Here is a 12,743-nt window from a genome sequence, read left to right on the forward strand (position 1 = left end):
GTGTTCCCCTGGCTGTAGAGTACTTCAACTTCTCGTAAATGGATGATAACTTGTTCCGGTGAATACTTCTTCCTGCTCATCTCTGCCGCTCCTTTTAAGTTAGTTTATCCTTTTTCCAACTAACTTAAAATCTGGACTAGTTTTCGGGGGGCAGGACAATCTAATTCATTTCCCAAATAAAGATTTCCAATCTATTGACATATTGAGTTAGTTTATATATTATTTAGAAACAATTTTAAGGTAAGTTATGCAAATTAAATAAGTTAGTTTCCTATTCGAAAGAGGGTAGTTCGATGGATAAGTTAATCAGACTAAGGCAAGAAATAGATGAGTGTGATAAAAAATTATTAACTATATTTCAAAAGCGATTGAATCTTGTAAAAGAAATCCTTATAGTAAAACGTGAACGTGGACAAGCGATCCTCAAACCAGAAAGAGAAAGAGAAATCATTGAACGAGCTGTTAAAGCGATTAAAGATGCTGATTATAGTGAAGAAGCAGAGAAATTTATTGAACAAATATTAAAAATCAGTAGAGGTTATCAATCGAGAAAATTATTTCCATATAACATATCTTTAATTGGATTTATGGGATCGGGAAAGACAAGAGTTGGAAATGAACTAGCAAAAGTGCTTGAAATGAGTTTTGTTGATTGTGATGATATTATCGAAGAAAGTTGCGGAATGCCTGTTAGCAAAATTTTTGAAATCCATGGTGAACAGTATTTCAGAAATATTGAAAATAATACTATACGTATCTTAAGTAAAAGACAGAACACCATTATTATTACCGGTGGTGGCGCTGTTATAAACCCAGAAAATGTAGAACATTTAAAGAAAAATGGTGTTATAATATTTTTAAAGTCTAGTCCTGACATTGTTTACGATCGAATTAAAAATGATTGTTCTAGACCAGTTCTTGATGGTAAAATGACGGTAAAATACATCTCCGAGTTATATGGAAAGCGGTTTCCGGCATACCATAGCGCTGCTGATATTATAGTTAATTCTGAAGATACTTTAGAAGTAATAACAAATGCTATTATCAATCAATTATATAGTATGGATGATGATTTTTTTGAGAGGCTTTCTCTAGGTTCAAAGTATCATATCTCAAATAGTAATTAACGTATGCCATCATTGCTAAGTCTTAATTAAATATTTCTATTATTTATAAATGTCAACAAATGTTTGTTAACCTGCTTTACCGATATCTTCAGATTTCAAATCATGGATCAGGACCATAACCGCATCTTCGGGGCAATTAACCGTACTTACAACTGCCTTAGTTACCTCCTGCACCAGGGCCCTTTTTTGCTCCACTGTCCTTCCTTCTCTTAAGCTGACTGTAACAACTGGCATATACCATGCTCCTTTCTATTAATTTAGATGATTGTTATTTCTCCAGGATTGCTCTTACTCTTTCAAAGTCTTCAGGCTTATCCAGATCGATACTTACCCCCGGATCATCTGTGGCTACTATGTCGAGATCTTTCTCCGGAAGTCTGCTGCTGACCTGCTTGCCACCGTTGTCTCCCCTTAATTGCATCAAATCGGGCCAGGTTCTCCGGTCATGAATTGTTGGGTTAGCCTTACGCCCCTCGTAAACCGGGTATGTAACTAATTTAAGGTTTTTACGGTAACGATTGATCAGTTTCCGGTAAATTTCATTACTGATGAGCGGTTGGTCAGCCAGGGCAATAATTACTCCCTGCGGAGTTCCCTGTAAAGCTTTTAAACCTTCCTGTATCGAGCTTGCAATCCCCTGACTGTGGTCGTGATTTTCTACAATTCTATACGTCAGCCCCTGAATCTCCGGTAAATTGGTACTACCGGGTCTTGTAACAATAATCAGCTCATTAATATCAAGATTTGCTAGATTGCCCAAAGTATGTTCAAGAACTGTTTTACTTTTGATTATCATGTTCAGCTTATCAGCTTTCATCCTGGTTGAAGAACCGGCAGCAAGCAGGATGCAAGAAATCTGTATTACAGGCTTTCCTGAACCGATGTCGATCACGATTTTGGCCGGGTTAATATTAATTCCCTCAGCAGCAATCAATTTGACCGACCATCTACCCAGGCCTGGTGAATCTACAATCTTTTTCAGGGTAAATGCTTCATCTTTTAAAAGATCGCATTTATTTAGAATACAGCAAAAATCAGCCTGCGGAACCTGTTTAATGCCTAAATTAACCATCATGCCGAAAGTTAATCTGATAATCTCCTCGCTGATGGTCATGTTGTAATCTGTGTCTGTGCTCTCTATAAACCTTTTAACCCTATGAACATTAAGTTCATTAATTGTTAAACCCAGTGAATCTGCGCCTATTACCGCAAGAGCATGATCAGTGGAAGCGGGCAAAACAGGTTCATATTCTTCGTAGCCCTTTATTGAAAAACCTCTTGCGCCGTCAGCTTCAACCACGACAGTTAAACCAAGCGTGTCTCTCAGTTCATTAATCAAAGCCGGATCAAGAGCGTCTACCTTCCCGTTTTTGAGTAATCTTTTTCCAACAGCAGCAATACTGTTACTTTGAAAGTAATGACTGAGATCTTTTAGTAAATTATTTGTATTTTCGGAGAGGAAAAGTTTAATTCCAATTGGTTCGGACATTTTTGTAGTTGTAGTAATAACAGCTTTATGGCCGCTGGTTTTAAGCTCCCGGGCTATACGATGGGCAATTGTCGTTTTACCTCCTGCGCCGTAGATAGAAACGATTGCAGGAGGTCGAATATCAAAGGCTTTGATTAGTTGTAAAATTTCCATCCATGGTTTCCTTTTAAATTATTTCAAGCTGTCAAACCCTGAAGAAGCAGCGATCTAGACAATCATAACCATGTAGATCCCTGATAATTCCTTTCCCAGCCCTGGGGCACTTTACGGCTGACACCTTCTGGTGAGGACAAACGACCCACCCGGACTGATCAAAATCCGATCCACCACATACTTTACAGCGCAAACCCTCTGCGGTCATTTCCAGTTCATGATCTGCCCTGATCCGTTTACAGTTGTGGCAGTAACAATACTCTGTTTCTTCTCCATGTAAAATATGACTCAACTATTTCACCTTATTTCTATATTTCCTTCTTCAACTATATCATATTAGCATCATAAGTTTTATCCGATAAAAAAGTAACGATGTAAAATAACTTCCAGGACTGAACCGCCAAGAGACCGTGCTTTGTCTGATATAGTCCTGAAATCGACCCGTTCCCCTCGGGGATCTATATCTCCGACTTTCATTCCTTTTGAGACAGTCAGCTCAGGGAAAAGCATTCCACGGACAATTCCATCCATTGCGGAATGAATCGGCACTTCCTCAACAGTGGCAATTATCTCACCTGTCATTACGCTGTCACCTATTTTCTTCAGCGGTATGAATTTCCCGTCAGTTGGGGCGCGCAGCAATCTTTCCTTGGCGTATCCAGCCACTGCCCCCGGTTCACCTGTGTCAGCTGCAGCCTTACCCTTATAGATGACTCTTCCCAGATTGTGTCCGCGTTCTGTCTCTATAACAACATGACAGTCCACACCTGCAGTAAATCCGGGGCCAATGGCAATTACCAGTTCTGCATCATTTTTACTGGTCAGATCATTGGCTTTAGTCATCCGGGCATCAATCAAAATTGTTGGATTTAATTTCTGCATTGTTATTGCTTCCGGGTCAACTAAAACAGGTATATATTTTTCGCTTAGATAAGAATCGATCATTTCAACAGATGGGCATAGTTTCGCTGTTACCGATTCAACCTCAATACTTTTTTCATATACTGCCGATGCAAAAGACACTGTCCGTCGTACTGCAAGAGGCTTGGCCAGCTCCAGCATAACTGGATCAAACCCTGCATTCCAAAGTCTGTGAGCAATTCCTGTGGCTAGATCACCGGCACCTTTGAACAGAACCATACGGGGTATCATCTTTATTTCTCCTTTTAACATGAAAATCGGGGATACACTTGAATGCATCCCCGACTCATAGCTTAACTACTTATTTTTTATCTTTTATTGCCTGCCAGACTCTTTCGGGAGTCAATGGGAATGTATTAAAATCAACACCGAGAGCATCACAAACAGCATTAGCTATAGCGGGTGCCACACCAATCATTGGCTGTTCACCAATCCCTCTTGCACCATATGGACCTTTTTCTTCAGGAGTTTCAATAACAAAACTCTCAATATGTGGAACATTATCGATGGTTGCTATCTTGTAATCGGTAAAATTACGGTTAAGAATAACTCCTTTATCGAAACGGACCTCTTCATAGAGTGCAGTTGATAATCCCATGATCGTTCCACCGTGTAGCTGGACATGGCAAAGCTGTGGATTAACGGCTTTACCGGCATCGATCGAACTCGCCAACTGCAGGACTGTAACCACGCCGGTTTCAGGGTCGACTTCGACCTCGGCAGCGGTAGCCCCGAAGCAGTAAAAGAGCCCCGGATTTCCCTGGCCGGTTTCAGGATCAAGGTTGGTCATATTAGTTGGAACAAATGAGCCTCTGCCGATAATCGGGCCGGCAATCCCTTCGCCGGTGCATTTTTTACAGCTGTCGGCGATTTCCCTGATTGTTGCTTTAATATTCGGATCTTTTTTCGAGACTACTTTTTTACCATCAAAGGTCAGTTCTTCTTTCGGTACCTCCAGAAGATCGGAAGCAATAGTGTATATCTGTCCAATGGCATCTTCAGCAGCCCTTTTAATCGCCGTTCCACAGGTATATGTAACCCTGCTTCCCACGCTTTGCCATTCATATGGAGTGAAATCTGTATCAGGTACCTTGATATCTATGTTTTCAACGGGTATGTTCAGTCCCTCGGCTGCGATCTGGCTCATAACAGTCAGCATACCCTGACCCATTTCGGTCGCACCGATCATCACGTGGGCTGTTCCATCTTCATTAATGCGAATTATGGCGGATGATGCTGCGTTACTCGGTTGAGCAGGGCATTTAACAAGCCCGGCTATACCTTTACCCCTGAATTTTCCTTCCTTTTTTCCCCAGCCGATTTGATCGGCAACAACCTTTAGGCACTTGTCGTAAGCAACGTGATTTACGACCTGGCCGGCTGCAGTGGTTGAACCCTCTTTCATACCATTAATCAGGCGGACTTCCAGAGGATCCATATTCAATTCCTTTGCGATTGCTTCAATCTGTCTTTCAATTCCCCACTGCATTTCGCACATACCGAAACCACGGACCGGACCGCCTACTGAATTGTTGGTGTAAACGCAATATGAATCGGTTTTAACGTTGGGTATATCATAAGCTCCGGATGAACTGTATCCCGCGGCACGGACGATATTGACACCATATTCCGTGTAGGCCCCGCCATCCCAGATCATTTTATATTCCAGGGCAGTTATCCTGCCATCCTTCCGGACACCTGTTTTCAGATGTGAATAAAGAGCCTGCCGGGTAAAAGTGCCCTGCATATCCTCCTCCCGGTTGTAGACGATTCTGACTACATATCCGGGGAATTTTTGAGCAAGTGGTATAACCAGCCCTTCCAGAGATGCACCAGCCTTACAGCCGAATCCTCCTCCAATAAAGCTGGAAATGATCCGGATCTTATGCATCGGTATATCGAGCGATTTTGATAACAGTTGACGCACCACGTTTGGAGACTGAGCGGTGCTCCATACTGTTAGTTTGCCATCCGGACTCCAATGTGCAGCAGCTTTATGCGTTTCGATAGGGACGTGCTGCATCTGGGGAACCTGGTAATCGCGTTCTATGATCAGGTCTGCTTCCGCAAAACCTTTATCTACATCGCCCTTACGCAGTTTAAAATGGTTTGCAATATTGGTTCCAGGTTTCGGATAGAAAATCGGGACAATGTCGTAGCTTCCCAAATCTTCATGAATGATCGGAGCATCCGGCTTGATCCCTTCCCTGGGGTCGAATACACCGGGAAGCTCTTCATATTCAACTTCAATTAACTCCACTGCTTCCCTGGCTATTTTTTCCGTCACTGCGGCAACTACTGCAACCGGTTCACCCCAGTAGCGAACCTTATCAACTGCCAGGAAAGTCCTATCGACCAGGTAGAGGCCGATTCTGTTCGGAAACTCTTTTCCGGTAAGGACTGCTTTTACTCCCGGGTATTCCAGTGCTTTTGAGGCATCAATTTTCTTTATTTTTCCGTGGGCAACAGTACTCTTTTTAATCCTGGCATAAAGCAAAGGCCCCAGGTAGCGGTCTTCAATAAACTGGGCAGCCCCGGTAACTTTCTCAATTGCATCTTTTCTCTGGACAGATGTCCCTACATAATTTAAATCTGCCATTATACCATCCTCCTTTCCCGCTTATTTATTGGATGAGGCCTTGATGGCCACCCTAATTTCCTGGTAAGCGCCGCAACGGCACAAATTTCCACTTAAAGCTTCATTGATATCCTGATCGGTTGGATTTGGATTACGATCCAGCAGAGCCTTTGCTGATAAAACCATGCCGGGAGTGCAGTAGCCACACTGCAGCGCTGCATGATCGATAAATGCCTGCTGTACGCGGTCCAATTCACCATTTTTCGATAATCCTTCAATTGTGACCAGATCTTTTCCATCCAGTTCAACAGCCAGTATGAGGCATGAGTTAACCGGTTTTCCGTCGAGCAGGACAATACATGCGCCACACTCCCCGATTTCACATCCTTCTTTGGTTCCGGTAAGAAAAAGAACTTCCCGGATAAATTTCAGAAGGGTTTGATCGCTATAGACTTCACGGGTTTCTTTTTCACCGTTAACCGTAAAGTTGATTGTTATTTTTTCTGTCATTTTCACACCCCCATTGTCCTTTCGAGGCCACGTCTGATCAACACTTCCGCCAGATGAAAACGGTAATCCCGGGATCCTCTCAGATCGGTGATCGGAGATATTTCATCATAAACCAGAGCGGCAGCTTTTGCCCAGTCTTTTATGTCCTTTTCATTAACAGCTTTTTCTACCGCTACAGCCCTGATCGGAGTAGGAGCAACTGCTCCCACGGCCACTCTAACCTGATCGCCCCAGTTCTGCACAGCAACTCCGACAGTTGCCAGATCCACTGATCCTGTTCGCGATGCTTTTTGATAGGTTCCCACTCCGGCGGGGTAAGGTTTCGGGATCAGGACCGATTGGATTAACTCGCCTTTTTCTAAGGCGGTTCTACCCGGACCCGTAAAGAATTCCTCAACGGGTAAAGATCTCTTTCCGCCCGATCCGATAATATTCACGATTGCTCCCAGGCAGTAGAGTGGCGCAGCTGTATCAGCAGCAGGTGAAGCATTGCATATATTGCCGGCCAGGGTTGCACGGTTTCTAATCGAATAACTGCCCACACTGTGAGCGCCTTCTGCTAAAATTGGTACATTTTTTAGAATAGGGCCGAATGTTGCTATCTCATTTAAGGTGACAGCAGCACCGATGGTAATTCCCTGCTCATCTTCCTTCAGTATTTTTAATTCTTCCAGTTCTTTAATATCGATAAGCAGTTTGGCAGCAAATTTACCGCCCCGAATACCGACCATCAGATCGGTACCACCGGCCAGCAGATAAGCATCTTCCCGTGTTTCAAGCAGTTGAAAAGCCTGGCCCAGATCAGAGCATTTAACATACTCGCATGACAGCATTTTTCCGGTTCACCTCCAATTATTAAGGTCGTTTCAAGTCCACACTCATTTTATTTTGCGAGTTCTTTAAGGGCATCGATAAACATTTCCATCGGTGGTTTTACGATTCCGGCTCCTACCTGGCCGATGCCCGGTTCTTTGTGCGCTATACCGGTATTAATTCTCGGAACAATATTTTTTTCCACTACTTTACGGACATCAATACCTGTAGGGGTACCTTTAAAATCCATAGCCGGTATATTAAAATTATTATTTTCAGCTACGGTAATTTCATACATTTCATTGGTGGCATCAAAGGCATCAGCAGGCGAGCCACCGATAAAATTGACAATGGCCGGTGCAGCAGCCATGGCAAATCCACCGATACCGACCGTTTCAGTTATAACACTGTCACCGATATCCCGGTTTGCGTCAGATGCGTTAAATCCAGAGAAATAGAGACCGTCGGGAACGTTTGCCGGCGCTGTAAACCATTTATCGCCTGTACTGCTCACCCTTATTCCGAAATCAGTACCGTTACGGGCCAGGGTTGTTACAACGGTCGAGTGTTCAACACCATGTGCAGCCAGAGCCATACTCTTGCAGGCCGCCATAATTGCATTCAGCGAGGTAAGATCATTGCTATGCATAAAAGCAAGCACTTCTGCAGCAGCCGAAGCCTTTTTATCCTTAAAATACTCTGATACATTTGCCAGGTTCAACCGCGGGGCATCATATTCCATTTTTTTGCCCCACTGAGTTTCGGCAACAAATGGAGCGATACTGCGGATAAAGAGCGAAGTAGTTGCCCGGTTACGGTTATGACCGTCGTCACCCATGTGCAAAGCCTGGGCAATAATCGATTTTATATCAAGACCTTTGGACAGGTGGACAGCCTCTTTGATGACAGGGGCATAAACTTCGTCAAGCCAGTGCAGCCGATTTAATACTTCCTCATCGTAAGCTCCGTAACGCAGTACTTTACCATATCCTTCATTCATGTTGGAATAAGTATAACCGCCCCATTCTTTATCTTCAATGATAAAAACCATTTGTGACGGAGTTGTAACTCCTGCCATCGGGCCTACAGCATTGTAATGGTGACAGGGAGCATATTCAATCTCACCTGAAGCAGCCAGTTTTTCTGCCTCTTCTACATTTTTTGCCTTTCCCTCGTACAGGAGACCTCCGATAATCGCACCTTTCAGGGGGCCACTCATTCTGTCCCAGGTGATAGGCGGACCTGCATGAAGAAATAAATTATCTTTCATACCCGGTATAACGTCCCGGGCTCTCCCCACATCAACCCAAACCGGTCTTGACATCATCATTCTTTTTACTGCTTCCTGATTCGCCTGATCAATCTTACTCATTTAATAAACACCTCCCGGGTTATTTTAATTTATCGAGTAAGCTCAGTAGATCTTCATTGCCCATTGCCGGCGGCTGCCAGCGAACATGAATAACTTTTGCTCCCCTTTCTTTTAATGTTTCAGCAAAACCTTCCAGCCCTATGTTGATGATTTTAATTTCGCTTTTTAACAAATCATTCATATTTAAACCTCCCGACCATATTCATTTACACCTAGAAAATGACCGCTTCCAGTAATCACTTTAATTTTTTGAGAAGTTCTCGGGTAAAGAAAGCGGCATCCGCATTACTCTCAAATACATGTACTCCTTCATCTTTTAGCTTGGCAACCTGATCCCCACGTTTCTGCGGATCATCTTCCGTTCCGCACACGTAGGCTGTAAATGTAATCTTTCTTCCATCTTTTTCGGCGATCTTTCTTGCTTCAAGGATTGCTTCAAGGGCAGATCCTGCCGGATCATGATGAGCGTTGTAGCCGAGAACAATATCAAGCGAGATTACCGCTGTTTCAGGATCGCGGGCTTCGGCAAGAATCCGTTTATTTCGAAGGGCCGGATCGATCATTGGATGCAAGCGTCCCTGGGTAAATTCATCTTCTCCAAAATCAATTATTGTATTCCCGACGCTCTTGTATACGTCTTCAAGCTTCAAAGCATCTTTATAACTAAGATTTGTATGCATTTTTTGCGGTAAATCACTGAGAATTAAAAGTGCCTCGTAAGCCAGTGTTCCACCTGAAAACAGGGCACGGAGACGCTTCTGGCCGCTTTTGTAACTTTTAATTTCCTTATTTATTATTTCTTCCGGAGTTTTATACGGCTCTATTCCGGTGTCAGCATCTTTTCCCCGAACAATGTTCACTGCTTTCAGGGAGGCTTCTTTTAATGTTGCCGCTGGAATACACCCTGCTGTCTTTACCTTTTCCTGATCTCCGCCAAGAAAATTGACAACAACCGGTTTTTTACTTTTCCCAGCTTCGGTGAGGACCTTATCACTGACTTCAGGATCAGGCGGCTTTGAAACAACGACAATAACCTCTGTGCTGTCATCATTAATCAGCATTTCAAGTCCAAGAAGCATTGTTATGCCACCTACCGATTTCTTTACATCCCTGCCTCCGGTGCCGATCCCGTGACTGATCCCTTCTCCCATGTTGCTGATCAGGGATGATACTTCCTGCAAACCTGTGCCGGCAGCAGCAACTATACCGATTTTACCCTGCCTTACTTCATTCGAAAAAGCCAGGGGTACACCGTTGATAATGGCAGTACCGCAATCGGGGCCCATTACCAGCAGGCCTTTGTCACGGGCTTTTTGTTTCAGGGCGATCTCCTCTTTGAGGGTGACATTGTCACTGAAGATCATCAGGTTAAGGCCGGCATCCAGAATTTTATCCGCCTCTCTTTTTACGTAAGTGCCCGGTATAGAGATCAGAGCAATATTAGCACCCGGAAGGTTCTTTATGGCAGTTTCAAATGTTCGTGGTATAAATTCACTTTGAAGATTTTCTCTTTCGACTGATTTATTCATCTCTGTAAGTGCATCCTGGATAGCCTTCTCTGCTTTTTCTTCATCCACTGCTCTAACAGCGATTATAAGATCATTTGCTCCCGCATCACGGGCAATTTCATCTGTCATTAAACCGCCTGATTCCAAGAACTTTTTATTATGATCTGTACCAATGATTACTTCCGCTTCATCAACACCATCAAATTCTCTGATCGTACTGGATAGACGCATCAGGTAAACCGAATCGCGAAATGTATTTTTAGATATATAACTCTTAATAACCACCCGGCATCCTCCTCACCTTTACCATTAATGTTTTTCGTCATCAGTACCGTCATTTCATCTGGTTCTTATATTATATCGTTATAAGAATATTTCTTAAAGAAATAATTTGCCTGTACATTTCTAAATATTATACATCATGCATTTTATTCCTTTAGATTAAGCAACCAAATTGCTGTCACTTCTTTGTAGATATACTACAATTTTATTGAAAATATGATCAAATACTGGTATTGTTTACTTAGCAGACCTCCGGGAAGGGGTAGCAGATATGCAAAATCATTACGGAATTACCGTTGCTGAAGCCCTGTCACTCGATACTATCAACCGTTTAACAGTTGTCGGCGGACATAACGGGCTCGATCGAATCATTAAACTGGTTAATGTAATCGAAGTACCGGACATAATGGACTGGTTGATTGATGGAGAATTCCTTTTAACAACCGGTTATTCTTTTCGTGAGTATCCGGATCTAATGGAATCACTTATACCCCGGATGAATGAAACGAACAGCGCCGCCCTGGCTATAAAGCCGAAACGATACCTGACAGAAATACCGGAACAGATTATTGCCAGCGCCAACCGGTATAATATCCCTCTTTTGGAAGTCCCCTTTGATCTTTCGTTTTCAGAAATAATTGCTCCTGTCCTGGGTGTGATTTTCAACCAGCAGTATAAAATACTGCAAAAACTTGAACAAGCCCATAAGAATTTGATGGATTTAGCTTTAAATGGAAGTCCCCTCGAAGAGCTCTGCAAAGAAACCGGTAAACTAATCTCTAATCCAGTAGCGATCAAAGATACTGATGGTTCGTTGATTGTTAACGACGAGTGTCCCGATCAGTATAAATTTGATCTTTTCTTTTCTGACCGCAGTGTGGAAATCAAACGAGAAAAACTGCGTTTTGGAAATATCAAGGAAGTTAAATATTCCCTTGAATATACTTCAGATACTGATAAACCGCTGACTATCAAGGCTATTCGCATCCCCATCATCGCCGATAAATATCAATATGGCCATATAGTCGCTATCCTTAATAACCCTATTTATGAGCCGGATATATTAATTATCGAACGGGCAGCAACTATCGCTGCTCTTGAATTTACCAAGAAAAAGGCTATTTTTGAGATTGAAAGAAGTTACTATAACGATTTTCTGGAGATTCTTCTTTCAGCAGACTTTACCAACCGGGAGGAAGTAATTAACCGGGGGCGCGTTTTCAATATTGATCTTGATTTCCCAACAGCTGTAGCAATTATTAATGATGCCGGCTCTACCGATATCGGTAATATGGAAAGCTATATTAATATCAATGCTACACGCAGTAAAGAGGATTTACTTAAAGCGATAAACTTATTTAGAAAACAGCAGGCTTTTGATAACTACATTGCCGGAATCAAGGGTAATAATGTTGTACTGGTGCTAAGTTTACCCGATAAAAACTCATCGATTTTTCTACGAGAAACCATTTCATCACTGGCCGGTTTTATTAGCAGTACTCTTACTGATAACGCCCAGATTAATATTGGTGTAGGCAGGTCTTTTAATGATGTAAAACAGATTAAACGCAGCTACTCTGAAGCTCGTGAAGCATTAAAAATAGCGCAGTTATCAGATCATTCACAGGTTGTCTTCTTTGATAACCTTGGATTTTATAAAATCCTCAGTGAAAAAAGCCGTGATGAGTTAGAGAGTTTTGTTGAAGAATTACTCCAACCGGTTCTTGAATATGATCAACAAAAAAAAGGAGACCTTATCCGCACCCTGGAGGCATATTTCGAGAATAGCCGTAACCTTAAACATACTTCGGATAAGCTGTTCACGCATTATAATACAGTTCTTTACAGGATCAAGAAGATCGAAGAATTAATCGGGGTCAGTATGGATAATCCCGATTCAGCTTTAAATTTGGAGTTAGCCATTAATATCTTAAAACTTTTTCGTAGAGAAAATATATAAACTATCAACCCTGAAACGGCGACATCCCGG

The 12,743-nt window shown here is 42.6% G+C and carries 12 protein-coding genes; 2 read left to right on the forward strand and 10 right to left on the reverse strand.

The window, feature by feature from the left end; genetic code table 11:
- Positions 1-293 precede the first annotated feature (293 nt).
- Positions 294-1,127: a chorismate mutase gene (locus tag SCJ97_08590; protein ID MDW7740096.1), complete on the forward strand. Its 834-nt coding sequence runs from the start codon at positions 294-296 to the stop codon at positions 1,125-1,127.
- Positions 1,128-1,193: 66 nt separating this feature from the next.
- Here the strand turns inward: SCJ97_08590 and SCJ97_08595 are convergent, their stop codons facing one another.
- The 10 genes from SCJ97_08595 to fdrA all read right to left on the reverse strand — a co-directional run bounded on the left by SCJ97_08595 (position 1,194) and on the right by fdrA (position 10,756).
- Entirely contained in the window at positions 1,194-1,361 is a 168-nt protein-coding gene (locus tag SCJ97_08595) for a tautomerase family protein (GenBank protein MDW7740097.1), read from the reverse strand.
- Between the two features lie 34 nt (positions 1,362-1,395).
- Entirely contained in the window at positions 1,396-2,769 is a 1,374-nt protein-coding gene (gene yqeC, locus SCJ97_08600; protein MDW7740098.1) for a selenium cofactor biosynthesis protein YqeC, read from the reverse strand.
- A 31-nt stretch (positions 2,770-2,800) separates the two neighbouring features.
- Positions 2,801-3,061, reverse strand: a complete 261-nt coding sequence (locus SCJ97_08605) for a hypothetical protein (protein ID MDW7740099.1) — start codon at positions 3,059-3,061, stop codon at positions 2,801-2,803.
- 59 nt (positions 3,062-3,120) lie between these two features.
- Complete coding sequence (gene yqeB, locus SCJ97_08610; protein ID MDW7740100.1) at positions 3,121-3,921, reverse strand: selenium-dependent molybdenum cofactor biosynthesis protein YqeB; 801 nt, start codon at positions 3,919-3,921, stop codon at positions 3,121-3,123.
- Between the two features lie 70 nt (positions 3,922-3,991).
- Positions 3,992-6,289 (reverse strand): xanthine dehydrogenase family protein molybdopterin-binding subunit, encoded by a 2,298-nt coding sequence (locus tag SCJ97_08615; protein ID MDW7740101.1) that lies wholly within the window; start codon positions 6,287-6,289, stop codon positions 3,992-3,994.
- A gap of 21 nt (positions 6,290-6,310) precedes the next feature.
- On the reverse strand, positions 6,311-6,778 hold the full coding sequence (locus SCJ97_08620; protein ID MDW7740102.1) for a (2Fe-2S)-binding protein: 468 nt from the start codon (positions 6,776-6,778) through the stop codon (positions 6,311-6,313).
- A gap of 2 nt (positions 6,779-6,780) precedes the next feature.
- Positions 6,781-7,611 carry a xanthine dehydrogenase family protein subunit M gene (locus SCJ97_08625; protein MDW7740103.1) on the reverse strand — a complete coding sequence of 277 codons (831 nt, stop codon included), beginning with the start codon at positions 7,609-7,611 and terminating at the stop codon, positions 6,781-6,783.
- A gap of 50 nt (positions 7,612-7,661) precedes the next feature.
- Entirely contained in the window at positions 7,662-8,963 is a 1,302-nt protein-coding gene (locus tag SCJ97_08630) for a DUF1116 domain-containing protein (protein ID MDW7740104.1), read from the reverse strand.
- Between the two features lie 19 nt (positions 8,964-8,982).
- The gene (locus SCJ97_08635; protein ID MDW7740105.1) at positions 8,983-9,144 is read right to left on the reverse strand and encodes a fdrA domain protein; all 162 of its coding nucleotides are present in this window, start codon (positions 9,142-9,144) and stop codon (positions 8,983-8,985) included.
- Positions 9,145-9,199: 55 nt separating this feature from the next.
- Positions 9,200-10,756, reverse strand: coding sequence for an acyl-CoA synthetase FdrA (gene fdrA / locus SCJ97_08640; protein MDW7740106.1), 1,557 nt, complete (start codon positions 10,754-10,756; stop codon positions 9,200-9,202).
- Positions 10,757-11,024: 268 nt separating this feature from the next.
- Between fdrA and SCJ97_08645 the strand changes: the two genes are divergently transcribed.
- Positions 11,025-12,713 carry a PucR family transcriptional regulator ligand-binding domain-containing protein gene (locus tag SCJ97_08645; protein MDW7740107.1) on the forward strand — a complete coding sequence of 563 codons (1,689 nt, stop codon included), beginning with the start codon at positions 11,025-11,027 and terminating at the stop codon, positions 12,711-12,713.
- Positions 12,714-12,743: the final 30 nt, after the last annotated feature.

This window comes from Bacillota bacterium, assembly GCA_033549065.1.
GTDB lineage: Bacteria > Bacillota > Dethiobacteria > DTU022 > DTU022 > JAWSUE01.